Annotated in this window: 25 protein-coding genes; 16 read left to right on the forward strand and 9 right to left on the reverse strand. The window is 58.7% G+C overall.

Annotated features, from left to right (window positions below):
• The 5 genes from AC1D1F_RS23655 to AC1D1F_RS23675 all read left to right on the forward strand — a co-directional run.
• A partial coding sequence (locus AC1D1F_RS23655; protein WP_477700860.1) for a LysR substrate-binding domain-containing protein occupies window positions 1-255 on the forward strand: 255 nt, incomplete at its 5' end.
• A gap of 387 nt (window positions 256-642) precedes the next feature.
• Complete coding sequence (locus AC1D1F_RS23660; RefSeq protein WP_477700861.1) at window positions 643-1,062, forward strand: hypothetical protein; 420 nt, start codon at window positions 643-645, stop codon at window positions 1,060-1,062.
• Between the two features lie 77 nt (window positions 1,063-1,139).
• On the forward strand, window positions 1,140-1,676 hold the full coding sequence (locus AC1D1F_RS23665) for a toxin-antitoxin system YwqK family antitoxin (RefSeq protein ID WP_477700862.1): 537 nt from the start codon (window positions 1,140-1,142) through the stop codon (window positions 1,674-1,676).
• Window positions 1,677-1,759: 83 nt separating this feature from the next.
• Window positions 1,760-2,113 carry a hypothetical protein gene (locus tag AC1D1F_RS23670; RefSeq protein ID WP_477679139.1) on the forward strand — a complete coding sequence of 118 codons (354 nt, stop codon included), beginning with the start codon at window positions 1,760-1,762 and terminating at the stop codon, window positions 2,111-2,113.
• Window positions 2,114-2,253: 140 nt separating this feature from the next.
• Entirely contained in the window at window positions 2,254-2,553 is a 300-nt protein-coding gene (locus AC1D1F_RS23675) for a hypothetical protein (protein WP_477679140.1), read from the forward strand.
• 965 nt (window positions 2,554-3,518) lie between these two features.
• On the opposite strand, the gene AC1D1F_RS23680 is transcribed toward AC1D1F_RS23675, so the two are convergent.
• The 3 genes from AC1D1F_RS23680 to AC1D1F_RS23690 all read right to left on the reverse strand — a co-directional run bounded on the left by AC1D1F_RS23680 (window position 3,519) and on the right by AC1D1F_RS23690 (window position 6,097).
• A complete protein-coding gene (locus AC1D1F_RS23680) occupies window positions 3,519-3,821 on the reverse strand; it encodes a hypothetical protein (protein WP_477700863.1) in 303 nt (100 codons plus the stop codon).
• Between the two features lie 688 nt (window positions 3,822-4,509).
• A complete protein-coding gene (locus AC1D1F_RS23685; RefSeq protein ID WP_477676248.1) occupies window positions 4,510-5,070 on the reverse strand; it encodes a DUF3806 domain-containing protein in 561 nt (186 codons plus the stop codon).
• 352 nt (window positions 5,071-5,422) lie between these two features.
• Complete coding sequence (locus AC1D1F_RS23690) at window positions 5,423-6,097, reverse strand: glutathione S-transferase family protein (protein WP_477676249.1); 675 nt, start codon at window positions 6,095-6,097, stop codon at window positions 5,423-5,425.
• Between the two features lie 243 nt (window positions 6,098-6,340).
• Here AC1D1F_RS23690 and AC1D1F_RS23695 point away from each other — a divergent pair, with 243 nt between their 5' ends.
• Window positions 6,341-6,595 (forward strand): ParD-like family protein, encoded by a 255-nt coding sequence (locus tag AC1D1F_RS23695; protein ID WP_477676250.1) that lies wholly within the window; start codon window positions 6,341-6,343, stop codon window positions 6,593-6,595.
• Window positions 6,595-7,386, forward strand: a complete 792-nt coding sequence (gene map, locus AC1D1F_RS23700) for a type I methionyl aminopeptidase (RefSeq protein WP_477676251.1) — start codon at window positions 6,595-6,597, stop codon at window positions 7,384-7,386. The genes AC1D1F_RS23695 and map overlap by 1 nt, the downstream gene beginning before the upstream one ends.
• A 16-nt stretch (window positions 7,387-7,402) precedes the next feature.
• Here map and AC1D1F_RS23705 read toward each other — a convergent pair whose 3' ends face one another.
• The 4 genes from AC1D1F_RS23705 to AC1D1F_RS23720 form a co-directional block, all read right to left on the reverse strand.
• A complete protein-coding gene (locus AC1D1F_RS23705) occupies window positions 7,403-8,332 on the reverse strand; it encodes an alpha/beta fold hydrolase (protein WP_477697478.1) in 930 nt (309 codons plus the stop codon).
• 150 nt (window positions 8,333-8,482) lie between these two features.
• A complete protein-coding gene (locus AC1D1F_RS23710; protein WP_477676253.1) occupies window positions 8,483-8,896 on the reverse strand; it encodes a VOC family protein in 414 nt (137 codons plus the stop codon).
• Between the two features lie 69 nt (window positions 8,897-8,965).
• Entirely contained in the window at window positions 8,966-9,616 is a 651-nt protein-coding gene (locus AC1D1F_RS23715) for a dihydrofolate reductase family protein (RefSeq protein WP_477676254.1), read from the reverse strand.
• A gap of 49 nt (window positions 9,617-9,665) precedes the next feature.
• A complete protein-coding gene (locus AC1D1F_RS23720; RefSeq protein ID WP_477676255.1) occupies window positions 9,666-10,082 on the reverse strand; it encodes a nuclear transport factor 2 family protein in 417 nt (138 codons plus the stop codon).
• A gap of 157 nt (window positions 10,083-10,239) precedes the next feature.
• Here AC1D1F_RS23720 and AC1D1F_RS23725 point away from each other — a divergent pair, with 157 nt between their 5' ends.
• On the forward strand, window positions 10,240-11,115 hold the full coding sequence (locus AC1D1F_RS23725) for a LysR substrate-binding domain-containing protein (RefSeq protein WP_477697479.1): 876 nt from the start codon (window positions 10,240-10,242) through the stop codon (window positions 11,113-11,115).
• 64 nt (window positions 11,116-11,179) lie between these two features.
• Here the strand turns inward: AC1D1F_RS23725 and AC1D1F_RS23730 are convergent, their stop codons facing one another.
• Together AC1D1F_RS23730 and AC1D1F_RS23735 are read right to left on the reverse strand one after the other, a co-directional pair.
• Complete coding sequence (locus tag AC1D1F_RS23730) at window positions 11,180-14,140, reverse strand: P-loop NTPase fold protein (protein ID WP_477700864.1); 2,961 nt, start codon at window positions 14,138-14,140, stop codon at window positions 11,180-11,182.
• Between the two features lie 202 nt (window positions 14,141-14,342).
• Window positions 14,343-16,025 (reverse strand): TIGR04141 family sporadically distributed protein, encoded by a 1,683-nt coding sequence (locus AC1D1F_RS23735; RefSeq protein WP_477697546.1) that lies wholly within the window; start codon window positions 16,023-16,025, stop codon window positions 14,343-14,345.
• Between the two features lie 300 nt (window positions 16,026-16,325).
• Here AC1D1F_RS23735 and urtA point away from each other — a divergent pair, with 300 nt between their 5' ends.
• The 8 genes from urtA to alaC all read left to right on the forward strand — a co-directional run bounded on the left by urtA (window position 16,326) and on the right by alaC (window position 25,728).
• Window positions 16,326-17,591: an urea ABC transporter substrate-binding protein gene (urtA, locus tag AC1D1F_RS23740; protein WP_477676259.1), complete on the forward strand. Its 1,266-nt coding sequence runs from the start codon at window positions 16,326-16,328 to the stop codon at window positions 17,589-17,591.
• Between the two features lie 381 nt (window positions 17,592-17,972).
• A complete protein-coding gene (gene urtB / locus AC1D1F_RS23745; protein WP_477676260.1) occupies window positions 17,973-19,550 on the forward strand; it encodes an urea ABC transporter permease subunit UrtB in 1,578 nt (525 codons plus the stop codon).
• Window positions 19,551-19,552: 2 nt separating this feature from the next.
• A complete protein-coding gene (gene urtC / locus AC1D1F_RS23750) occupies window positions 19,553-20,692 on the forward strand; it encodes an urea ABC transporter permease subunit UrtC (protein ID WP_477676261.1) in 1,140 nt (379 codons plus the stop codon).
• The gene (gene urtD / locus AC1D1F_RS23755; RefSeq protein WP_477700865.1) at window positions 20,689-21,573 is read left to right on the forward strand and encodes an urea ABC transporter ATP-binding protein UrtD; all 885 of its coding nucleotides are present in this window, start codon (window positions 20,689-20,691) and stop codon (window positions 21,571-21,573) included. The genes urtC and urtD overlap by 4 nt, the downstream gene beginning before the upstream one ends.
• A gap of 669 nt (window positions 21,574-22,242) precedes the next feature.
• A complete protein-coding gene (gene urtE, locus AC1D1F_RS23760; RefSeq protein ID WP_477697402.1) occupies window positions 22,243-22,935 on the forward strand; it encodes an urea ABC transporter ATP-binding subunit UrtE in 693 nt (230 codons plus the stop codon).
• A gap of 191 nt (window positions 22,936-23,126) precedes the next feature.
• Complete coding sequence (locus tag AC1D1F_RS23765) at window positions 23,127-23,972, forward strand: DUF817 domain-containing protein (protein ID WP_477700866.1); 846 nt, start codon at window positions 23,127-23,129, stop codon at window positions 23,970-23,972.
• Window positions 23,973-23,987: 15 nt separating this feature from the next.
• A complete protein-coding gene (locus AC1D1F_RS23770; RefSeq protein WP_477678575.1) occupies window positions 23,988-24,398 on the forward strand; it encodes a ribosomal maturation YjgA family protein in 411 nt (136 codons plus the stop codon).
• A gap of 127 nt (window positions 24,399-24,525) precedes the next feature.
• The gene (alaC, locus tag AC1D1F_RS23775; RefSeq protein WP_477653300.1) at window positions 24,526-25,728 is read left to right on the forward strand and encodes an alanine transaminase; all 1,203 of its coding nucleotides are present in this window, start codon (window positions 24,526-24,528) and stop codon (window positions 25,726-25,728) included.
• Window positions 25,729-25,986 lie beyond the last annotated feature (258 nt).

Below are 25,986 nucleotides of genomic sequence, written 5' to 3' on the forward strand. Positions count from 1 at the left end.
TCATCGCTGTTCATGGTCCGCGATGCGGTCCGTGCGAATGTCGGTGCGGCGCGCCTCCCCTTGTCGCTGGTCATCCCCGACCTGGCCGCCGGAACGCTGGTGCAATGGGGCGACGTCACCGGGCCCGAGGTGGCGCTATGGGCGCTCTAYCCATCCCGCCGCCTGCTGAGCGGSCGSGTKTCCGCCTTCCTGAAYTTTCTCAARGAGGCCTTYCCCGARGGAAGYCCYGAGGAATTGGCGGCTTAYATCCGGTGATGCCATTTAAAACGCCGGCTCCCCCATCACCGGCGCTGAACGCGCCGTCCAGCCGGTCGGCATCACCCAGCCGGCTGGAAGTTCGCTCACGCTGCTTGTTGATCTCTGCTATGGGCCCAAAGCGGTTATCAGTAAGATGACTGTTTTCGGCCAAAAGCAGACTGACGACTGCCTCACTGCAAAGCAGACACGCACCTGGTCCAGCAACCGCGTGGACTGCAAAGCTGGTGCGGCGACTTTGCCAGGGTTGTCATACCTGTCCATTTATACAGAATAGTGAGATAAGCCCATGCTTTCAAACACTTTTTTTAACCATAGTCGCCGGTGTTATCTGATTGGTGGCCATGTTATTCCGCAGTTTTTCGGGATATATCAAAGTTAGGCGTCATGATATCCATCGGAAAACTCACGCTGCGTGATCGCGTTTTCGAAGTCAAGCTCGCTGAGGTAACTCGCCGTGGAGAGAACTGGTGCATTGAAATCGAAACTCAAAAGGAAGAGTTCGACGGTGAGAACTGGGCTCCCTACCTGTACCACCAAGGGCTATGCCTCCCCGCACAAGATGCACTCGAACTTCAAGGCCAAAGTACGTCTTGGCAGACCGGCGCCGAACCTCATCCAGAAAAGGGAACAATGTATGTCTTTGGGCACCACGACGTTCGGAGCTGCAAGGTTGTCTTTGGAAGCAGTGAAGAGGGGCGAATTCAGCTTCGCTGGGAAGGTCTCTGCGACGTCTTCTGGAATGAGGAGTTCAAGGAAGATGTTCCGTTCATTTGTGAGTGCTTCGCAGTTGCCGCCGACGCCTAACCATTCCATTGAGCCGACGTCCAACGGGCTTCGCCCGCTGGACGCAGCTCATGTCAAACGTTAGACCGCACGGAGCCATGCATCTCGACATTTGCCACGCGATTGAGTCTGCTTACGCAATCGAGCGTGAGCAGGGCTTTCTCGAACTGGGCGCTATGCGCTCGGCGGCTGCCTTCGTAGCCGCCGAGACGATCGCCGCGACTGGAGGCGTGGAAGCCATTCAAGACTGTCCTGCTTGGCTTCTGGCTGACCTACTTGATTCCGTTCGCCACTATCGCAAGACTGGGTCGCTTACCGTCGTCTCAAATCTGGGCGAGGCGGATCACTCTGAGCTTTATTCGAAGGTCGCGGAACATCTTCCTGCGTTGGAGGCGCTCGCGCCGCCAAGCGAACTCTTGACGCATACGATCTCTTATCCAACTGGTCGGGTTCACAAGCACTACACGTGGTACGCGGGAACCGATGGGGCCGAGGTGCTCCACGGACTCTATCGAGAGTACGGACCGCTCGGTGAGCTAGCCGAGATAGAGTATTGCAACGGAACGGCGCGGGCCGCCGCCCAGCGATTCACCTCGAATGGGCGACCAATCTCGCGCGGCGAGAGTTCGGTCTAACATGGCAATCGACACGGACGTCCTATCGGCGGGCTTTCGCCCGCCTACTGTCCGCCGGTCATTTCTGCGTTAGCTGTCACCACATGCCGGGTATCAAGCGACTGAGAAACGTGGCGCGCAGCTTTGCCCAACACGCGTTGAGCGGAAACTCGTATGACACACCTGAACGCACCCTGGAGCAGCGGCGCGCGGGGGTGATGGAGATTTCGGTCGCGCTCGTGGGATGCTCTGACGTTTCACCTGTCGAAGCACCTGGACTCAGGTCCAAGTTTGCCGAAATTCTGAGGAAGGAAGGCTTTGAGCCTTCGTCCGTTGTCACGGCACATGCCGTGTTTGGCTTCGTCGGGCAACAGCGCACGGCGCTAAACTGCCAAGTGATTGTCGCCACGCCGGACTCAGGGGAGCTGAAAGTGGCAATTGAAGCATCGGACATCTAGATCGTGAGCGAACTGACAGCTAACCAGCCAGTCAACACGGACGCCTTGCGGCGTCCGGCCGTTGCGCGGCCTCCTGGCGCAAGTCGCCGATTACACGCACGTTAGACCTCATGCCAAAGGTTAAAAGCGCGAACACTTTTATGGAACGCCAAAGCGCGCGCATACTGGCCGTGATCGGTGTTTGGGGCGTGCTGCTTTTGTTCGTGACGGATGTCCCGAGAGGCATGTGGCAGTATGTTTTCGGTGGCGTTTGGTTTGTGTCGGCTGTGGCCGCCCTGATATTGTTCGGTATCCGAGGCGCCAAGAGCTTTGTGTGCCCGGATTGTGGCGGTCCGGTGTCAGGCCTGCTGGAAACCGACGGACGAGTCGGTACGCCGCTATTGCGCCACTGCCCAAAATGCGACGTGCTCTGGAAGGTGGGCGTCGAGTCTGATTCGTGAAGGCATGCGATGATGTCTAACTGGTCAATCGACACGGCCCCACAACAGCAGAATTCGGCTTCGCCGCAAAGTGTTGTGGTCCGGTCATCTTCACGTTAGGCCTCAGATGCACGAACTCGTCATTCAGCTCTACACAGGCAACTGGAGTGGCTCTGTGAGCAAGGTCACTGAACTCGTTGCGCCCAGCGACGCCCCGCAACTCGTGCGTGAGCTCACCCTATGCAAGGGTTGGCGGGAGCGTGTCGTGGCTGCCAAGATCGCTTGTGCATTCGAACTGCACGAGCTTGTCGGTCCACTCATTCGCACCTTTGCAGCAGGTCCCGAAACCTACACCGCTGCCGCTTTCGCTAGGCTCATCTCATCGTTGAGAACGCCCGAGGCTCTTGCCTTGCTCGTTGCGCTTCGTCAGGCTTGTCCAGCAAACGCACATGGGAAGCACTTACTTGAAGTAATCGAAAGGGCAAGTGGCAATGAGTCCGAGGCCTAACCCTTCCTTCAAGTGGACCCGCCTACGGCGGTCCGCTTAAGTCAAACGTTAAACCGCGATGAGTACGAGCACTGCACGCAAGCCAAGTACCGGGAGGTGGATCGCGGCGCTCGTAGCGCTCATCGCCTTTGCGCTCGTGCCCTCGAAGGCGTGTGCCTGCCTTGAGATATACCAAATTTCACAGTTGCGCATCGTGCTTTCGGTCCTATTGCTTTTGATACTCGCGGTTGTTGCACTTTCCCCGCCTGGACGGAGCGCAGTCTGGGGTGCGGGAGCTGGCCTCGTAGCGTGTGTGTCAAGCGCTGTAGCCTTGGCCATTGGGTCCTATAGCCTGCCGATTGCAGCCGCAGTTCTTGTGGTGCCGCTTCTGGCTGTGGTCTTGTTCGCCGCGTGGCATCGGCTTCGGGGTAGGAGGAGTGCGAGTGCGGTTTAACATGTCATTCGAACGGACCGCCTACGGCGTTCGCCCACTTTCACGTTAACCATCATGAAGCGCTGCCCCGAGGTCGATCAGCTCAATGGGTTCTTTGGAGGTACACACGTTCAGGTGTACCCAGATGCGCCGGAAGAGTACAACACCCACCGTTTTGAGCGCGTTGCAGGCAATGAGCGAATAGTCTGTGAAGTACTTCCGGCGGAATACGAACTTCACTTCATGTGGTGGGTGTCTGGCCGCCTCGCCCTTGACCTTAAACTTCAAGGCATGCAGTCCTTGGACATTTCGCGTTCCGCTGGAGATAAGACACTTATTGGGAACGTTGATACTGATGGTCTGCGTCAACTATTCAAACCTTGTCATCGCTGTTCATGGTCCGCGATGCGGTCCGTGCGAATGTCGGTGCGGCGCGCCTCCCCTTGTCGCTGGTCATCCCCGACCTGGCCGCCGGAACGCTGGTGCAATGGGGCGACGTCACCGGGCCCGAGGTGGCGCTATGGGCGCCTCGTTGCCATGATGCTCTCTAACGTTTGACATGAGAGGCGGCGCCCGGCTTGCCGGGCGACGTCCTCTCGATGGAAGGGTTAGGCCGCACTGGGGCTGCAAGGTTCGCTTTCAGTTTCTTTTCTCCGAGAAATAGCTGGTAGCTCAGACTAGGCAACGGCTCCGCCATCTTCGAATGACTGCCATTTGCTCTGGCTCATTGGTGATTGGCACTCTTGTCCACTGATGTTGGGTGCTGAAAATGACATCGCTCGATTGAAGCTCCATATGCAATGTGTGCTGTGTTGCCTGGAGCCGCAGTTTTGCTTTGAGCGTGGTACCGCCACTAGGCTCCTGTCTGGTTTCGATGTCGGAAAAGTTGGCTTTGACTGCAAGGGTCAGATTCATCATCTTCAGAGAGTTTGGGTGTTCAGTTGGATATGACATCGTCGACGACTCTTTCTGTGCGGCCTAACGTAGAAATGACCGGACCACCAACATGAGCGGCGGAGCCGCAGCCTGCTGTTGTGGGTCCGTGTCGATTGACAAGTTAGGTTTCACCACCAGCCTTCTTTCGAACGTGAACCAGTGCTTCATAGAGAGCTCCAATGAAATCCGTCTTTCGATCTTCAATTCGATACCGCACAGATGCTAGCGGAAACGACTTCGATGGCGGGTTCTCGCCAATGAGCGCAAATTCGGTGCCGTTTGCGTCAGACACTACCATCCACCGAACCGGCAGACGCTCGATGCAGTACTGACCAAGTGCCGCGCCTACTATGGACTCGACTTCCGCTGGGGATTCTTTGGACCCGTTCATTTGGAGCCATGCGGCGAAGGCCGTATCAAGGTTTGCCAGCAAATCCGGTTGGACTCTGTTCGAGGCAACGTACTTGCCGACGAACGCGCCGGCCCTATCAGCACTTTGTCTCAGACGGGCGATTTCCGACACTGTCGCGCTACGGGAACCACCTTCAAACTTTCCGTCATCCGGCCGCACACGCTCTTTGTACGTGATCGTTCCGCGCGATGACTCGAAAGACGTCGCGTCGGGTCCCTCTTTGCAGCCGAGGAGAACCAACGCTCCAAGCATGACTGTCGCGATGCGCATCGGTCGCACGTGACACCTAACTTTGATATATCCCGCAAAACTGCGGAATAACATGGCCGCCAGTCAGATAACACCGGCGACTATGGTTCAGAAAATTGTTTGAAAGCATGGGCCTATCTCACTATTTTGTATAAATGGACAGGTATAACAACCCTGACAAAGTCGCCGCACCAGCTTTGCAGTCCACGCGGTTGCTGGACCAGGTGCGTGTCTGCTTTGCGGTGAGGCAGTCGTAGGGCCGCTTTTGGCCGAAAACAGTCATCTTAGCCGCGGCTGCGTCCCACAGCAGACATGAGCGCCGCAAAACATCAGTTCGCGGCGGCAGAACTCACGCCAGTCCTGAGCGACCCTGTCAGCCGCCCACCGCCTTCCCCGTAAAGACCGCCAGCTGCGCCTCAAAAGCCCGTTGATAAGCCGGCCGTGCCACGCCGCGGGCGATATAGGCCGACAGCGTCGGGTATTGGTCCAGCAGGCCCGAGCTCTCCAGCCTGCGCAGCACCGTCACCATCAGCAGGTCGCCGGCGCTGAAGGCGCCGTCCAGCCAGTCGGCATCACCCAGCCGGCTGGAGAGGTCGCCCAGCCGCGCATGCACGCGCTCGTCGAGCAGGGTCAGGCGCTCCGCATACCAGGGCTTGTCCTGCTCGAAAAGCATGGCCATGGTGCGCTCGATGATGGGCGGCTCCACCGTGTTCAGTGCGGCAAACATCCAGGCGATCGCGCGGGCACGGGCATTCGTGTCGTGGGGCAGCAGGCCGGCATGGCGCTCCGCGATATGCAGCACGATGGCGCCCGACTCGAACAGCGTCAGCTCGCCGTCTTCATAGGTCGGGATCTGCCCGAAGGGATGGAGGGCTTTATGCGCGGGCTGCTTCATGGCCGCGAAAGACACCAGGCGAACCTCGTAGGCCTGGCCCACCTCTTCAAGCGCCCAGCGCACGCGTGAGTCGCGCGCCAGGCCCCTGCCGCGGTCGGGCGAGCGTTCAAAGGCCGTGATGGTGGGGAGGGGCAGGGTGTTTGTCTGGGTCATGGTGCTTTCTCCTTGGCTGGATGTCTCGTTGGGTGCCGGACGGGCGGGTTTTCGCTCATCTTCTCTCTGACGACGTTCGGGGCGGGCCCAAATCGACATCTTCCAATAAATTTTTCGCGGTTTCCCAAAGATTGCCTCATCGAGTCCGCCGACCCCCGTCGACCGGAAAAAGTTCGACCATATGAAATATATATAATCCATATACGTTTCATGTAAAGAATGTAGAGGATATAAAGGCCAACCATGGGTATTGTCAAAATTTCAGACCTGATGCACGAGAACCTGCGCGTGGCGGGCAACGCCCTGAGCCGGTCCATTAATTCGCAGGCCGAGCACTGGATGCGGGTCGGCATGCTGACCGAGATGCACCCGGACCTGGATTACCGGGAGATTTGCCAGCTGCTGGTCCAGGCTGAACTCGCCGGCGGCCTGGACATCGTCACCGCCGCCACAGCCCAGGCCGGCAAAGCGCGGCCGGCCTCTGCCGGTAAACGCTGATGGCCCGCGGCGTCGTCATCAAGTCCCCCGAGCAGATCGCGATGGCGCGGCGGGCCGGCCAGCTGGCCGCAGAGGTTCTTAGCATGGTTGAGCCGCACGTCGTGCCCGGCGTCAGCACCGAGGCGCTGGACGCCATCTGCCACCAGCACATCGTGAACGTGCAGGGCGCCATCCCCGCCAACGTGGGCTACCTCGGTTATCCCAAGACCATACTGACCTCCGTCAACCAGGTGGTGTGCCACGGCATTCCCTCGCCCGACAAAATTTTGAAACAAGGCGACATCGTCAACATCGACGTCGCCGTCATCAAAGACGGCTGGTTCGGCGACACCAGCCGCATGTTTTTTGTCGGCGCGCCCAGCGTGCTGGCCCGGCGCCTGGTGGAGACCACCTACGAAGCCATGCTGGCCGGGATCAAGCAGGTCAGGCCCGGCGCCACCCTGGGCGACGTCGGCCATGCCATCCAGTCGGTCGCCCATCGTGAGAATTTCAGCGTGGTGCGCGAGTACTGCGGCCACGGCATAGGCCAGGTCTACCACGAGGACTTGCAGGTGCTGCACTACGGCCGGCCCGGCGAAGGGATCAGGCTCGAACCCGGCATGGTGTTCACCATCGAACCCATGCTCAACGCCGGCAAACGCGAAACCCGGCAACTGGCCGACGGCTGGACCGTGGTGACCAAAGACAGCTCCCTGTCCGCCCAGTGGGAACACATGGTGGCTGTCACGCCCGATGGCTATGAGGTGCTGACGGCCTGGCCGGGCGGCACCGGGGCTTACGCGCCGGTGTGACCCGGCTTTAAGCCACTTACTTCTTCCCCTCCACCTGCTGCGCCCAGCTGGCCGTGTTGCTCTTCCCATCCAGGAAAGGCAGCACCGTCGGTACCAGGGCCGGCGCCAGGAAGAGGTCGTAGTGCGTGAAGCCCGGCAATATCGCCAGCCGGTTCTTCGCCATGTGCTCGCGGCCCCAGCCCGCGTCCTTCAGCCCGCCACCCAGCAGCTGGTAGAACTTCATGATGTGCTCCGGCCGGTACATGTCGCTGTCGCCGAAGACCAGCATCACCGGCATCGCCAGCTTCTTCACGTCCTCCGCATAGTCATAAGGCTTGCGCATGAAGGCGCCCATCTGGTCCAGCAGCTTGGGGAAATCCTGCGGGCGCGGCGCCACCGCGGCGTAGGACTTGTACATCGGGCTGTCCTTCATCATGTCGGCCATCGCCGCGCCGACTTGCGCCTGCATGGGCAGCATCTCCGGGAAGAAGCCGTCTTGCGCGTAGCCGGCCGACACCAGCGCCAGCCGCCGCACGCGCTCGGGGTGTTGCACCGCCATGCGAAAGCCGACACCGCCGCCCAGCGAATAACCCATCACGTCCACTTTGTCGTAGCCGAGCTGCTTGACGATCTGCGCCATGTCGTCGCCCATGTCGACCACGCTCATGGGCCGATCCGTCAGCGCCGTCCGGCCATGGCCGTACAGGTCCACGCCAATCACCTGGCGGGTTTTGACAAGCTCCGTCAGCACCGGGCCGAACATGTCGAAGTCGCCCAGGCCGCCATGCAAAAGCAGCAGCGGCTCGCCCTTGCCGTGCACCTGGTAGTGGTAATTGACGCCGTTGACGCTGAGGTAGCCGCTCTTGACCGGCTTGCTGTCCTGGGCGTGGGCCGCGACCGGGACGATGGTGGCAACGGCTACCGCGGCGCTGAGCAGCGGGGCAAAAAGAGTGTGCAGGAACTTCATCGATTTCTCCTTGGGTTAAAAAAGCGAAACAGGTAAAACAAGCAAAAGGCCTCATGGGGCTTTTTGGCTTGCTTCCCTGTTACGACGATCAGCTCTGGAGAATTCGACAAAGTCCGGCTACGTAGGCCTATACGTGATAAAGGTGAGGGCCTAGGCGGTCGCCTGCACCGCCGCCATGTCCATCCACACCGGCTCGAACACATGGCCGTCCGGGTCCTGGAAGGCGCGCGAATACATGAATCCCATGTCCTGCGGTGGGCGAACATCGGCCTTGCCGCCGGCGGCCGCCGCGGCTTTTGTGATGGTGTCCACTTCCTCGCGGCTGTCGCGCGACAGGGCCAGCAGCACTTCGCAAGTCTGCTGCGCGTCGGCGATACGTTTGGCGGTAAAAGTCCCGAAGTACTCGTGCGTCAGCAGCATGAAGCTGATCGACTCCGACCAGACCATCATTGCGGCCTGCTCGTTGCTGAACTGCATGTTCTGCTCGCAGCCGATGGCCTTGTAAAAGCGCAAGGCGGCGGCAAGATCCTTCACGGGCAGGTTGACAAAAATCATCTTGGGCATGGGGGTTCTCCTTTGGGTTGGTTTGGGGTTAAGGTAAATCCGCGATCAGTGGCTCAGCAGTTCAGTAGCTCAATGGCTTGGGGAGCGGGTAAAGGTCATATGCGTGACGCCGACGGGTGTCGAGACCGACTCGATGTCGTAGTCCTTCTCAAGTCCCTCCAGCCCGTCCCACAGCCGTACACCGCGGCCCAGCAAAATGGGCACCACCACGACGTGCATGTGGTCCACCAGCCCGGCCTTGAGGAACTCGCGCAGCATGGTCGGGCCTCCGCCCAGGCGTATGTCCTGGCCACCCGCGGCCTTGCGCGCCGCCTCCACTGCCTCCGCGGGTGATGCGTTGATGAAGTGGAAAGTGGTGCCGCCCTCCATCTCGATAGGCGGGCGGGTGTGATGGGTCAAAACAAAGACCGGTGTATGGAATATCGGGTTGGGGCCCCAGTGGCCCTTCCATTCCGGGTCCTTGTGCCAGCCGGGGTAGCCATATTTGCCGGCCCCCATGATCTCGGCGCCAATGTCCACCGAAAAAAGCCGCAGAAAGGTATCATCGACGCCCGACGTGCCGCCCGTCTTGCCTATCATCCGGCGGCCCCACTGGGTTTCAAACATCCATTCGTGCAGCCGTTCGCCCGCATGGCCGAACGGAGCCGCCAGGGATTGGCCCTCGCCGGTTCCAAAACCGTCGAGCGAGACAGTGACGTGTTGTACGCGAACAAGTGACATAGGGCGCTCCTTTGCTCAGGTGGGGGTGGGTGAATGAATCAAGGGTAAATCATGAAGCTTCCACGCGGCGGTATTTGTCGCCCACCTCCGCGCGTATCGGCGCCGTATCGTAGATGATGGTCATGGTCGCTATCAGGCCCTGCGCGTCGAAATCAAACAGGTCCACGCAGCGAAAGCTCACGTGCGATCCATCGGCCAGCTCCCACTGGTAGGTAAAGCACACGGTAGCCCGGCGCGAGCCGGCCGCGCTCACAAACACTTCCGGGTCCTCCAGCACGCTGCGCCGCGTGGCCGCCTTCAGCTGCTCAAAAAACTCCCCCGCCGGCTGCATGCCCAGAAAGGGCGAGCTCACCATGCCCTGGGGGCTGAACAGCGATACGACGCCGGGCATATCGCCCGCGGCCAGCAAGGCCAGGTACTTATTGATGACGTCAATATAGGCGAGTGCGTTCGAGCTGATGACCATGGTGTGGGGAAGGGACGTGTTGGGAATGAATGAACAGGGCGCCATCGTAGGAGCACCAGCGCACCCGCACCATCGAAAGATTTTGGGGTCAGCCATGTGCGGCGCGCATGGCTGCCGCCGCTGTGTCACCACTGGGCCACCAAGATAAACTGCGCGCATGCCCGCCTTGCCGCCCCTCTATGCCCTGCAGGCCTTCCTGGCCGCCGCCGACTGCGGCAGCTTCACAGGCGCGGCCACCCGGCTCAACCTGACCCAGGGCGCGGTGAGCCGGCAGGTGCAGTTGCTAGAGGAATATTACGGCTGCCCGCTGTTTGTGCGCGTGGCCCGTGGCCTGACGCTCACCGCCGAAGGCCAGCAGTTGCTGGCACCGGTGCGCCAGGCGCTGGAGACTTTGGCCCAAGCCAGCGCCCGCGTGCGGCGCGGCGCAGCAGATGTCCTCAGGGTCCAGTTCCCGCCCACCATGGCCGTCAGGTGGTTTTTGCCGCGCCTGCCGGCGCTGCAGGCAGCGCTGCCCGGCCTTGAGATCCGCGTCGCCACCCATTGGACAGATGCGCCCGACTTCAGCAACACCGATGCCGACGCCATCATTGCCCACGGCAAAGGCGGCTGGCCGCATCTGGTCGAGGTGCCGCTGATGCGCGAGCGCCTGGTGCCCCTGTGCACACCCCAGCTGGCCGCCGGCCTGCGCGAGCCGGCCGACCTGGCGAATGTGACCCTGCTGCATGCCACGGCCAGCCGGCATGAATGGTTGACCTGGCTGCGCGGCGCAGGTGTGCCCGAGCTGCAGGGCGCGCGTGAGCAACTCTTTGACACGGTGGACATGTGCGTGCAGAGCGCCGAGCGTGGGCTGGGGGTTGCGATTGCTGATGCTGCACTGTTCACTGACTTGATTGCCTCGGGTGGCCTGGTGAAGCCCTTTGACATTGAGGTCGACAGCGGGAACGGCTACTTTCTGACTTATCCGCCTCAACGGCGGGAGCAACGGAGTATCCGGTTGTTTGAGGAGTGGATGTTGGGTGTGTTGCGGGGGTGAGGCTGGCCGAAGTGTTCCACAAAGCGGGGGTTCACACATTTCAGGCGGGCTACGGAGATGCCGCTTAATTTGGATTCTGAGGTGCGGCGGTAACGGCGGCCGCTACTTCCTCAGCAGAAATCTGATCCAAAACATCGAAGACGCGAATTAAACCGGCAGCGTAAGTGACAACATAGTTCAATGTGACCACTCTTCTGTCAGATGCGATTAAATTCGATGCCTTAATGGCCGCACCATGCTTTCCCCAGTAGTTTGCCAACATATCAGGACTCAGCTCATTGGCAAGTCCTTGCTTGGTGGGGTGATAGCCATCTTCTTCATCCCCAGACCAAATTCCACTAGTTAAATTGGAAAGGCAGTAGTCCAAGAAATGCTCGATGTTTCGAGGGCTGACTTGGGGATTGAAGCATACGTCGAACATGTAGTCATTAACATGCTTGGCTATTTCTCCGCCGTCAGCGGCTCCCGTGGCGTCGTAATACCCACATCCGACTCCTGACCCCGTGCCAGCCTTTCGGTTGGCTAACTGATACACAACGAAATTCTTTGTCATTGAACGGGATCCGAGAATCAGATCCCGTAGCTTTTCTTCTCCTTCCGTACCTGTTGCTTGAGAAAAATGAAATTCGGCTGAGGCACCCAGAAAATCTGCATCTGAGGTCGCGTCTGTGTCGTCAAAAATATTTCGCTTCGTGTCAATGTATCTCGATTTGAAAAGTGAAAAAATACGCTGAGAAATCGTACGCATTCCCGCAATTGCTAAAGCTGTCACCGGGCCACTCGTCGGCGCAAGCATGTCATCGTGGACTATCAGAGCTGTGTGTAAGTTGTAAATTTGCCCTTGCCTGTCTGCGCTGCACTGGAGACGGAAAAGCATTAAATCAAATAACCCGAGCACGCCTCGGTTCTCTGCTGCAAGTCGATCAATCAAGCTGTTCCCTGAATATTTATCCTCGCCGTATATTCTGTATGCGATCTCAATGACATTCTGGGATGTATTTGGAAGTCTCTTACCGCTAGTTCTCCCCCAGCCTGCCCGATCAAGCAATCTGATCAACGTATAGATGGACCGATGTCGTAGGCCGCGATCGCCAACGTCAACCGATGAGTACGCCGGTAGTTTTTCGACTAGTGTGTCAATTGAGTTATCTGCGACGACGTTCCTGAATTCATACGATTGACTCACCAAGATTTGCCAGAACTGATCGTGCGCGGCTTCCCCCCGGTTTAGTTTGAATTCGTCGCCCGACAAAATCTGATTAATAGGTGCGCCTCCAATAACTTTGGCGACGGCATTTTGATAGAGCTTGAACGTCTTTCTTGGTTCTGGCGCGGAAAATTTAACAATGAGCGTTAAATAAGCTTCAAGATTGCGATAAGGCTTGTGATTGAAGCATGCCCGCGATGCCAAAACGCTTTCATCGACTGAACCGTATGTATCTAATCCCAGCGAGCTCGCGCTGAAAAGTTGATCCAATAGGAACCGATCCAAGCCTTTACACGACCCAACAATAGTGTCGTAGCCGTCATCATTTACGTACTCTCGCCCGCTTGCTCCAGACCTCGTTTTCATAGAGAAGATGCCGGAACGGTCTTCGGTCTCCTCCATGTAAATACGTCTGAACATCCCAGGATAATTTAGGTGAAGCAATAACAAGTTAATGAGATCACGGCCATGAAAATCGGTATGTGCTAGATCTGTTTTCTCGATCTGCATCAACAGCATAGCGTTTACAAAGCGCTTTAATTTCCTCATGTCCCCGATCAAGGACATGTACTTCGAGGTATGTTCGTCATCCTCAAGAATGTCGGCGAGTTCGCTCAACATAGACTCGAGCTTCAACATCGTTTCTGAGGGAATGGATTGGTATTTTTCCTCTTCCTTATTCCAGTCTCGTCTTAAAAATCGAATGATGGAGGAGCGGTCTATAAATAGGCTTAACTTGATGTTGACAAATTTCTCAAGAAACAGCCTGGCTCGCTCACCTTCATCCTTGCTAGATATTAAATTCTCGGTGTCGTAGCAGAGAATGTACGCAGCTTGAGTGAGTCTGAAAGTGCGCCGGACAGTAAACAAGACGTTGTTTACCGCGTTGGGCTCTAGCCTATCCAAATCATCGACCACCACTATGAGCCTACGCCGAATCCGCTTTAGTACGTCATCGATATCTTTCAGCAATTCGTCAATAGTTTCGACGGATGGCTCGATCTCCAGTTTGAACCCAAGGAAGGAAAAATCGGCTTTCCCTTTTAGCATGCGTGAATAGCGTGTGGCGGCCGCTCGGAACTCAGGAACAAAAATTTGGTGTTGTATTTCGGCCGAAAGGTCGCGTAGAAATCTTTCCGCTAGATCGGGATCTGACGCGTACCGCAGTGGCTCGAATCGAAAAACAATTACCTCGCTGCTCGCGTTGAATTTCCAATAGTTACTGGCTAGATTAATGAAACTTGTTTTTCCAGTTCCCCAAGGCCCATCGAGGCCGTAGACAAGCCCACTGTTTGATCCGCTCTCAAGAACTGTCTTCGCAAAGCGCGTAGCTTGATCTTGATTGGCGAGTACATCATCCGCTGGGTTATCTATCTCGTCGTCAGTCAGGAAATAAAGTTGGGGGATGTCCTCTTTTCTTCCGGCTAGCCATGCGCGAATGAGCGATGAAGTGATCATTAGAAGAATGAAGGCTATCAACAGTAGCGTCCATAGCGAATTGGTTTTGGCTACGTGCTCATGGAATGGCTCCATGAATGAGAAAAGAATACTGTTTGCCCAAACTCCAAGTAACACCGAAAGCAGGAGGTCAACTCTTCGACTACGCCTGAGTCGGGCCATGCTCCCAATCAATTTTCGCGATATCGCGTACCAAATTAATACAGCCAACACTACCCCGACAGCTGCGAGTCGAAGATGTGAGTCGACGCGTTCCATCTGGGCTGCCAAGCCGCTGCCGCCAATGTATGTGACGTGAAAGACCTCGGCTAACACGAAGCCCAGCGCCAGAGCTCTGGAAAATACGAGCAGTTCTGGCATCTTTGTTGATGTGCGATCTCCTTCCATATCGAAATCCCTTTTGTATTTTTATCTAGATGTCGCGGTCTATTGATTTCAATATCACCGCAATCGCTTTTCGAAGTATCTGTTCAGTACTGCCAATCCGCTCCCGAATAAAGGGGAATTTTTGGCGAGCTTTGTTTTTAGCATTGTGGGCTGGTAATGAGAGGGGGGAATCCTGTTACGGAAATAGGAACTCGATACGATGCCCTAACTGAATCATCTGTTTTGCAAGACGCCGTAGTGAACACTTTGCAAATAGTGGAAGTTCCTCCAGAGGATTTTTCTTCTTACGGGTAAGAACGACAACCCTCAGTGTCCAAGTTCCTGCGTACGGGCGGCTGGTGGTTAGGTCGGCATGTACTGAAATCTTGTGCTTGGTAGAGTACGTGGAAAGAGCTGTTCTAAAGCCTGGGTTTGGGGAGAACAGTAGTTCAACCGAACGCCGAACTTGTTCGCAAAGATGGCTTAGTGGTGCCGAGGTATCCGCACGCTTGACGAAGTACATGGCCTTATTCTTGTTGTCAAGAAAATCACACACTTCGAATTTCGACTGCCCACCGCCGTAATGAATGTTTTTCGCATCCAGTAGGGAGTACTTGCCGGCAGCGGAGGCCAGTTGGTTGTATTTAGCTTCTTTTGAAGCTCCGTCCCAAGCCAGAAGAGAGGATGGGGTGGTTGGAACTGAAAGGCGCAGTTCGTTCAGCAATGTTTTGAGGAATGCTGGCTCTGCGGCGAACCAACGACCTTCCGCCAATATATGCGGAACATTATTCAAATTTACCTCGGTGGCGAGGCACGAAAAAATGTCAGTGGTGAAGAGTTCCTTTAGCTGATCATCGAAGCAATGGACAGCTGTTCCTTTTGCCGTTGTCAGTGAGGGGGATTGGTTTTGTGATTTTAGGAAACTCCTCCAGTCACTTTCTGCCAAGAAATTTTGCGTCGAAATTGTGGATCCTTGTTTTGCTACTTGCTTTCTCCCTAAACTGAAGCTGTCGGGGGTTAGTTCAGAGTTTCCTCTTTTCCCGTGAGCGACAAGCATTAAACTGCTTGGCCAATTTGCCGACCCAAGTTGCGTGTCTAAGGCATTTTCGAGTTTGAGTTGCAAATTCGTATCGTTTACCGGGACAAGGTAATCCACTTCGGGCCACATCTTCCGATAGCCTGTGTTCTGAAATTCAACAAAGCATGCATCTAGGACTGCACTCAAGTCGCTAAGCGTCAAGCTGATTCGTAAACTTTGTCCGCCGCGAACTTTGGATCCCTTTGGGAGAAGTCCTTCGAGTTTCTTGGACGCGGTTGGTTTGCCGCCTTGAACTGTAAGAATCCCACTGAGCTTCCCTTCTACAACTTCAAGTAGATCTCTATCCGCATCAAGATTAAAAGTGTCTTTTGTTGATGCGATTGGCGCTCTATCCGTCGAAATATGTCGGAGCGCAAATACCTGCTCTGTACGCAGTTCCAGCAGCTGATCGATGGAGAGCACATTTAGCGCAACGGTTCTGCCAAAGTTTGGCTCAAGCCAGTCATCATTAAGGCGTTGCCAGCCTGACCCGAAAGACAGGATGAAATATCGATTTGTCAGATCGGGAGGTATCGGATTACGCGCTCCCGTAGGTCGCAGCATTAGCAGCGCACCGACGGTTTTGGAGTCAATATCAGGAAAAGAGCCGGTAATGCTGATACCGGCTGACTTTTTGAGCTCTTCGGCCCAATCAGGAGTGCTGCCTTCGGGTTGAAAGGAGAAGAAATCTCCTGAATAGTCCCCGGCTTCTATCTGACAGTCTGGTGCGTTGAACGTAGCTGACACATCCTTCGTCTTGCCCTGCAGGGTCAGGTAGATCGACGCATTTATGGTTCCCATAAAGCCCCTTTTGTTTTAGTGTCCGCTCGAGATGCTCTGAGCGTGACTTGCCCCCTCTGTCATCAGACTCCAGTTAACCATGATCGCTGGTAGTTGAAATCCTCCAATTGGGGGGCTAAAGCTGATTTAGCTTGGCCGTGGCGGCCCACCCCACGTACGCCACCCGGCGTATTCCCCAATCCCCCTCCGGTCCCCAGAATCCACTCATCGTTGCCCTAAAGCCTTGGTTTGACAGGCTTTTGCGCAGCGAAACGCGATTCTTACGTCCCCATACCTATCTACTACCGGAGAGGATTCACCATGACACAACAACGTCGATTCACCCTCAAGGCGATGACCGCCGCCGTCGCACTGGCCGCCCTGGGCGCCGTGCCCGCTTTTGCCCAGGACACGATCAAGGTCGGCGTGCTGCACAGCCTGTCGGGCACCATGGCGATTTCTGAAACCACGCTGAAAGATACCGTCCTGATGGCGATCGAAGAGATCAATGCCAAGGGTGGCGTGATGGGCAAGAAGCTCGAGCCCGTGGTGGTGGACCCGGCCTCCAACTGGCCGCTCTTCGCTGAAAAGACCAAGCAGCTGCTGGGCCAGGACAAGGTCGCCGTGATTTTCGGCTGCTGGACGTCTGTGTCGCGCAAGTCGGTGCTGCCGGTTGTGGAAGAAATGAACGGCCTGCTGTTCTACCCCGTGCAGTACGAAGGTGAAGAGCTGTCCAAGAACGTGTTCTACACGGGCGCGGCGCCCAACCAGCAGGCGATTCCTGCCGTTGACTATTTGATGAGCAAGGCCGGCGGCGGCGCCAAGCGCTGGGTGCTGCTGGGTACCGACTATGTCTACCCCCGCACGACCAACAAGATCCTGCGCGCTTATTTGAAGAGCAAGGGCGTGGCCGACAAGGACATCGACGAGAAATACACACCCTTCGGCCACAGCGATTACCAGACCATCGTGGCTGACGTGAAGAAGTTCTCGCAAGGCGGCAAGACGGCCGTGGTGTCGACCATCAACGGCGACTCCAACGTGCCTTTCTATAAAGAGCTGGGCAATGCCGGCCTGAAGGCCAAAGACGTGCCCGTGGTGGCCTTCTCGGTCGGTGAAGAAGAGCTGCGCGGCGTGGATACCAAGCCCCTGGTCGGCCACCTGGCTGCCTGGAACTACTTCCAGTCCATCAAGAGCCCGGCCAACACCGAGTTCATCAAGAAGTGGTCCGCTTACGCCAAGGCCAAGAAGCTCCCCGGCGCCGACAAGCCTTTGACCAACGACCCGATGGAAGCCACCTACATCGGCATCAACATGTGGAAGCAGGCGGTTGAGAAGGCCAAGTCCACGGATACCGACAAGGTGATCGCCGCCATGGCCGGCCAGACCTTCAACGCACCCTCGGGCATCGTGAGCAAGATGGACGAGAAGAACCACCACCTGCACAAGTCGGTGTTTATCGGCGAGATCAAGGCGGATGGGCAGTTCAATGTGGTGTGGAAGACGCCTGGTCCTGTGAAGGCCAAGCCATGGTCTCCATACATTGAAGGGAACGACAAGAAGCCCGACGAGCCTGTCAAGAAGTAAGAAGCTACTGCGCGAGCCAATCTGGGCTCTGCGGTGCTCACCGTACTGGTGTACGGTTCCGCGCCGCAGAACCCACCTTGGCCCGCTCGCTACGCTTCTTCCAATCTTGACTGAGTGAGGAGCAAGAGGCTGTGGGTGGGTTTAGGCCGGTTGGCCCCCACCCTAACCCTCCCCCAGTGGGGGAGGGGACAAGTCCCAATCATTCATTTCTGGCTCCTTCCCCCGCTGGGGGAAGGTTGGGATGGGGGCCAGCGGCCTTCACCACCCGACAGCCGCGGCCCGGTTCTTGCTCACTGAACAAGACCGGCGCTCACAAGGAAGTTGCAGTCTGGGCGCCCCACCGATAAGCTGGTGCGCGCCCAACCTACAGGTTCTTTCCACATGCTGCTACGCCACTTACTTCTCGCCTTCCTCACGCTTCTGACAGCAGCCCATGCCCACGCCTTGACCGCCGATGAGGTCAAGGGCATGGCCCTGGGCGAGACGGAGGCGCGGGTGGCGGTTTTGGCCAAAGCCGCGGCTGTCGCCGACGACAAGACGGCGGCGTTTATCCAGGCATTGAGCGACGACGCGGTGAAGACCAAAGGCGACAAGGTGTTTGTCGTGAAGGACGACAAGGCTTTTGACCCGATCACGGGCGCCGAGACGCCGCTGCCGGCCGACGCGGAAGACGTGATCAACCCCAACCTGATGCGCAGCGAGATCGACAACGCGCTGGCGGCGCTGAAGCTGTTCTCCAAGGATGAAAAGCAGCGGCGCGACGCGATCAAGACCCTGGGCGGTGATAACGACGAGGCCCGCCTGCCGCTGATCGAAAAGGCCTACGCGGCCGAGACCGTGCCCGAACTGAAAAACCAGCTGGAGCTGATGCGCTCGGCCATCTTGCTGGGCAGCAGCGACAAGGCCAAGCGCCTGGCCGCTGCCGCGCAGCTGGCCGGCAGCAAAAACCCCGCCACCAAAACCGTGCTGATAGAACGCCTGGGCACCGAAACCGATGCCGACGTCAAGGTGGCGCTGCAGGCGGCGCTGGCCAAGGTCGAGGCCTCGCTCGAATGGGGCAACAAGCTGGGCGCGATTTTCAGCGGCATCAGCCTGGGCAGCATTTTGCTGCTGGTGGCGCTGGGCCTGGCCATCACCTACGGGCTGATGGGCGTCATCAACATGGCGCATGGCGAGCTGATGATGATTGGCGCCTACGCCACCTATGTGGTGCAGGGCCTGTTCCAGCGCTACCTGCCGGGCCTGTTTGATTGGTATTTGCTGGCGGCCGTGCCTGTGGCCTTTATGGCCTCGGCGCTGATGGGCGCGGCGCTGGAGCGCGGCGTGATCCGCTTCCTCTACGGCCGGCCGCTGGAGACCTTGCTGGCCACCTGGGGCATCAGCCTGATGCTGCAGCAGCTGGTGCGCTCCATCTTCGGCGCGCAGAACGTCGGTGTCGAAAACCCGGTGTGGATGAGCGGCGGTGTGCAGGTGCTGGGCAACCTCTCGCTGCCTTACAACCGCCTGGTGATCATTGTCTTTGCGGTGGCGGTGCTGCTGGGCGTGGCCTGGCTGATCAGCCGCACACGCCTGGGCCTGTTTGTGCGCGGCGTCACGCAGAACCGGCCTATCGCCTCTTGTATGGGCGTCAACACCGCGCGTGTCGACACCTACGCGTTCGCGCTGGGCTCGGGCATCGCGGGCCTGGCCGGCTGCGCGCTGAGCCAGGTGGGCAATGTGGGGCCTGACCTGGGCCAGGGCTACATCGTCGACTCCTTCATGGTCGTGGTGCTGGGCGGCGTGGGCCAGCTGGCGGGCACGGTGTATGCCGCGCTGGGCCTGGGCATCCTCAACAAATTCCTCGAAGGCTGGACGGGCGCCGTGCTGGCCAAGATCGCCGTGCTGGTCTTCATCATCATCTTCATCCAGAAGCGGCCGCAGGGCATCTTCGCGATGAAGGGCCGCAGCGCAGAAGCCTGATCATGAGCACCCCGATGGCAACCCCCAACACCGCGGCCTCCCGCGTGCATCTTCCCGCCAAGGGTCCGCTGCTGACGCGCGGCGGCTGGAGCGCCTTCATGATGGCGCTGATCGCCGTCTGCGCTATCGCGCCCATGCTGAATCTCTGGGTGCCCGAGGGCAGCATGTTCCACATGAGCACCTATGCGGTGGCGCTGCTGGGCAAGATCATGTGCTACGCGATCTGCGCGCTGGCGATGGATTTGATCTGGGGTTACACCGGCATCCTCTCGCTGGGGCATGGCGTGTTCTTCGCGCTGGGCGGCTACACCATGGGCATGTATTTGATGCGGCAGATCGGCCGCGACGGCAATTACAAAAGCGACCTGCCGGACTTCATGGTCTTTCTGGACTGGAAGGTGCTGCCCTGGCACTGGACTTTCAGCGACAGCTTTGCGGCGACGCTGTTCCTGATCGTCGCGGTGCCGGGCATCGTGGCCTTTGTGTTCGGCTTCTTCGCTTTCCGCTCGCGCATCAAGGGTGTGTATTTTTCGATCATCACCCAGGCCATGACCTTTGCGGCCATGCTGCTGTTCTTCCGCAACGAGACGGGTTTCGGCGGCAACAACGGTTTTACCGATTTCAAGCGCATTTTGAACATCCCGCTGGCCACGCCTTCGATGCGCATGACGCTGTTTGTGCTGACGGGCCTGACGCTGCTGGGCTTCTTTTTGTTCGCCAAATGGCTGGTGGGCAGCAAGTTCGGCCGTGTGCTGCAGGCGATACGCGACGCGGAAACGCGCGTGATGTTCTCTGGGTACAACCCGCTGGGCTACAAGCTCACGATCTGGGTGATCTCGGCCGTGATGTGCGGTGTAGCCGGGGCGCTGTATGTGCCGCAGGTCGGCATCATCAACCCCAGCGAGATGAGCCCGGCCAATTCGATCGAGATTGCGATCTGGGCGGCGGTGGGCGGCCGTGCCAGCCTGATTGGACCAATAGTCGGCGCCTTTATCGTCAACGGCGCCAAGAGCTGGCTGACCGTGGCCTACCCTGAGTTCTGGCTGTACTTTTTGGGCGCGCTGTTCATCAGCGTCACGCTCTTCCTGCCCGATGGCGTGGTGGGCCTGGTGAAAAAGCTGCGCAAAGGCGGTGCCAAATGACCCCCGACCTGCTCGAACAAGGCGCGCGCCGCGTGGAAGAGCGCCTGGCTGCGCTCGAAGCCGGCAAATCCAATACCGAATCCGGCGGCCGCAGCGCCAGCGGCAGCCGTGTGGCCCACCCCGCCGGCGAGGTCGACGTCACCCACGGCCGCATCCTGTATCTCGAAGACGTGAGCGTGAGCTTTGACGGCTTCAAGGCGATTAACAAGCTGAGCCTGGACATCGCGCCCGGCGAGCTGCGCTGCATCATCGGCCCCAACGGCGCCGGCAAGACCACGATGATGGACATCATCACCGGCAAGACCCGGCCCGACGAAGGCACGGTGTTCTTCGGCAGCACGATAGATTTGCTGCGCCACAAGGAAGCCGAGATCGCCCAGCTGGGCATAGGCCGCAAGTTCCAGAAGCCCACGGTGTTCGAGCAGCTCACGGTGTTTGAAAACCTGGAGCTGGCCCTGAAGACCAACAAAGGCGTGAAGCACTCGATGTTCTTCAGGCTGGACTCCGCCCAAAGCGACCGCCTGGCCGAAATCCTGGTGACGATTCACCTGGCCGACAGCGTGGGGCGGCTGGCCGGCAACCTGAGCCATGGGCAGAAGCAGTGGCTGGAGATCGGGATGCTGCTGATGCAGGATCCGAAGTTGCTGCTGCTCGACGAGCCGGTGGCGGGCATGACCGATGAGGAGACTGCGCGGACGGCTGAGTTGTTCCTTACGCTCAAGGGGCAGCATTCCTTGATGGTGGTGGAGCACGATATGAGTTTCATTAAGACGATTTCGGAAATCGTCACCGTCCTTTGCGACGGCTCGGTGCTGGCGCAGGGCACCTTGGATCAGGTGCAGGCGGATGAGCGGGTTATAGAGGTTTATCTTGGGAGATAAGCCGATCTCCGTTCGGGCTGGGGTATTGACGCCGGTTCTTGCTCCGGCGGTGCGCTCGCTGCTGAGTGTTGCTGGCCGGGGTCGCCCGGCATGCGACTCACTTTCTTTTGCTTCGCCAAAAGAAAGTAAGCAAAGAAAAGGCGACCCTGGTTGCTGCGTCCCTCCGCTGCGCTACGGGCAACCTGCGGTGCTCGGTCCAGACGGGGTCTCGCTAAACTCGCTTCGCTCAGACAACGCGATCCCTGATCCGTCTGGACCTCCGCTCCTCGGCGCATCCACAAGGGGTGGGAGCGGGGAGAAGAAATCCAAACAGCCGAATACCAATACCGAATACCTTAAGAAACAAGGACTCGCCACGGCGAGTCCTTGTTTGTCTTTGTCCCCGTTCCCGATTGCCCCGTCCTGGCTGGGCCGAGGAGCGCAGACGGAGGCGGATCAGGGATCGCGCTTGTTTGAGCCGAAGGCGAGTTTGCGCGAGACCCCGCCGGAGTCGAGCACCGCAGGTTGCCCGAAGCGGAGCGTAGGGACCCAGACTGCGGGTCGCCTTTCTTTTGCTTACTTTTCTTTGGCGAAGCAAAGAAAAGTGAGTTGCTGCCGGCAACCCCGGCCAGCCACCCTCAGCAGAGCGCGCTCCAATCAGAACCCCTCCGGCAAGAGTAAGGAACCCATATGCTCATAGCCAAAAACATCAACCAATACTACGGCGGCTCCCACATCCTCAGAGACGTGAGCCTGGACGCCCACCTGGGCAAGGTAACAGTCCTCCTGGGCCGCAACGGCGTAGGCAAAACAACGCTCCTGAAATCCTTAATGGGCCTCGTTCCGATCAAAACCGGAACAATCGACTTCGACGGCAAACAAATCCAATCCAGCACCCCCTATGAACGGGCAAGAGCAGGGATAGGCTTCGTCCCCCAAGGCCGCGAAATCTTCGCCCGCCTCACGGTAGAAGAGAACCTCCGCATGGGCCTGGCCTACAAGAGCGCGTCGACCCCCATCCCGGCCGAACTCTATGAACTGTTCCCGGTACTCAAGCAGATGCTGAACCGCCGCGGCGGCGACCTGTCGGGCGGGCAGCAGCAGCAACTGGCCATTGCACGCGCGCTGGCGGCCAAGCCCAAGCTGCTGATCCTGGACGAACCAACCGAGGGCATACAGCCCAGCATCATCAAGGACATAGGCCGCGTGATCCGCATGCTGGCGGACCGGGGCGACATGGCCATCCTGCTGGTGGAGCAGTACTACGACTTCGCGCAGGAACTGGCCGACGACTACCTGGTGATGGAGCGCGGCGAGTTCATCGCGCGCGGGCAGGGCAAGGACATGGAAACCAACGGCGTGCGGCAGCTGGTGGCGATCTAGCGCTTTGCCTGCCGGCGCCGAATCAAAGCCCTGCTTCTGCCGGGCTTTTTTATGACTGCGGGCGCGCCGGGATTCGCTCCCCGGGCGCGAACGTAGAATCGCAGCGGTCGCCGAATTGGCTGCCGCGGGATCCACCCCTGCGGGCGCGACAAGCCGGCTCTGAAAAACAATCAATAAAAAGGTACGCGCCGATGGCTTTGCTGGCCTTGGACAACTGGCTGATCCGGGAGAAAACGCACGCGGGGTTGTCGGGATTTCGCCGCTTCCTGGTGGAGTTCGGCTGCTTCGGCCTCAAGGAGGCGAGGGCCTGCCTGTTTGCCGGGCTGTTTTTTGCGGCGGTGTTCCTGGTGCCGCGCGCCGGTGTGGCGGGTATTCCGCGCTATGACCTGCTGCTGGTGATCGCGCTGCTGATCCAGGGCTGGATGGTGCTGGCCAGACTGGAAACGCTGGACGAACTCAAAGCCATCTGCCTCTTTCACGTGGTGGGGTTCGCGCTGGAGGTCTTCAAGACCTCGGGATCCATCCAGTCCTGGAGCTACCCGGACTTTGCCTATACCAAGCTGTTCGGCGTGCCGCTGTTTTCGGGCTTTATGTATGCGGCGGTGGGCAGCTACATCATCCAGGCATGGCGCCTGTTCGACCTGCGCATCCGGCATCACCCGCCTCACTGGATGGCCGTGGTGATCGCGGTGCTGGTGTATGCCAATTTTTTCACGCACCATTTCTGGGGCGACTACCGCTGGTACATCGCGGCTTGCCTGGCGGGCTTGTACGCGAGGTCTTCGGTGATCTTCCGGCCCTATGACCGGGATCGCAGCATGCCCTTGCTGCTGGGATTTTTGCTGATCGGGTTTTTTATCTGGGTGGCGGAGAACATCAGCACCTTCTTCAGCCTGTGGCACTACCCCAACCAGCTCGGCGCCTGGTCCCTCGTGCATGTGGGCAAATGGAGTTCCTGGTCGCTGCTGGTGGTGATGACCTTCACCATCGTGGCCAACCTCAAGCATGTGAAGGCGCGCATCCATGTGCCTGACTGACGCGGGGGCCCCTGCATGAAGCTGCGTTTTGACCGCGAGGCGGCACTGTGGGCCGTGTTCATCTTCATCATTGAAGTGCTGATCGCGACCGTGTGGTCGCACCACCCCTGGCTGCGGGGTTTTGTCGGCGACGTGCTGGCGGTGGTGTGGGTGTACTTTCTGTTCAAGACAGTGATCAAGGCCAACACTGCCGGCCTGGCGCTGGCCGCGTTTGGGGTGGGCTGCGGGGTCGAGCTTGCCCAGTATGTGGCGGCCGTGAACGGCTGGCATGTCGAGAACCGGGTGCTGCGGATTGTGCTGGGCTCGGTGGCCGACTGGATGGACGTGCTGGCGTATGCCTGTGGATTTGTTTTGGTGTTGGCGCTGGAGTTCCTTCTGGTGCGGTTCCGCTCTTTTCTTTCTCTCTTCCTTTTGAAGAGGGCGTAAATGCATGGCGGCGCAACAACACCCAGGATTTTTTAAGCGGCTTTTCGGTTAGGATGTTTTCGGGCCGGCCCCATTGCCGGCCACGTCGCTCGGACGGTTCCGGGCGCTCACGTGAAAGTCTCCTTCTATGTCTGCTTCTCCAGGCAAGCGCCGATTCGCGCGCATTGACCGCCTTCCCCCTTACGTCTTCAACATCACGGCCGAGCTGAAACTCGCGGCGCGCCGGCGCGGCGAGGACATCATCGACATGAGCATGGGCAACCCCGACGGCGCCACACCGGCGCACATCGTGTCCAAACTCGTGGAGGTGGCCCAGCGCCCCGACACCCACGGTTATTCGGCCAGCAAAGGCATCCCACGGCTGCGGCGCGCCATCGCGCACTGGTACCAGAGCCGCTATCAGGTGGCCATAGACCCGGACAGCGAGGCCATCGTGACCATAGGCTCCAAGGAGGGCCTGGCCCATTTGATGCTGGCCACGCTGGACCGCGGCGACACCGTGCTGGTGCCGGACCCGAGCTACCCCATCCACATCTACGGCGCGGTGATCGCGGGCGCCGACATACGCTCGGTGCCGCTGACGCCGGACACGGATTTTTTTGCCGAGCTGGAAAAAGCCATACGCGGCAGCTACCCCAAGCCCAAGATGATGGTGCTGGGCTTCCCCTCGAACCCGACGGCCCAGTGCGTGGAGCTGGAGTTTTTCGAGAAGGTCATCGCGCTGGCGCGCAAGCACGACATCTTCGTCGTGCACGATTTAGCCTATGCCGACATCGTGTTCGACGGCTGGAAAGCGCCGTCCATCATGCAGGTGCCGGGCGCCAAGGACATCGCGGTGGAGTTCTTCACCCTGTCCAAGAGCTACAACATGGCCGGCTGGCGCGTCGGTTTCATGGTCGGCAACCCCGACCTGGTGGCGGCGCTGGCCCGCATCAAGAGCTACCACGACTACGGCACCTTCACGCCGCTGCAGGTGGCCGCGATCGCCGCGCTGGAAGGCGACCAGCAATGCGTGAAAGACATCGCCGCGCAATACCAGGCCAGGCGCGACGTGCTCTACAAAGGCCTGATCGAAGCCGGCTGGCCGGTGGATTGCCCCAAAGCCTCGATGTACATCTGGGCGCGGATCCCGGAGGCCTATCGCAAGCTTGGCTCGCTGGAGTTTGCCAAGCAGCTGCTCGACAAGGCCAAGGTTTGTGTGTCGCCGGGGATTGGCTTTGGCGATCACGGGGATGACTATGTTCGGTTTGCTTTGATTGAGAATGAGGCGCGGATTCGGCAGGCTGTTAGGGGGATTAAGGCTATGTTTAAGGCTGATGGAGTTCGGTAGTCTTTGCCGGTCTTGCTCCGGCGGGGCGCTCGCTGCGGAGGGTTGCTGGCCGGGGTCGCCCGGCGGCGACTCACTTTTCTTTGCTTCGCCAAAGAAAAGTAAGCAAAAGAAAGGCGACCCGCAGTCTGGGTCCCTACGCTTCGCTTCGGGCAACCTGCGGTGCTCGACTACGGCGGGGTCTCGCTAAACTCGCTACGCTGCGCTTCGCTCAAACAACGCGATCCCTGATCCGCCTACGTCTGCGCTCCTCGGCCCAGC

This window comes from Polaromonas sp. P1_H6, from assembly GCF_056405195.1.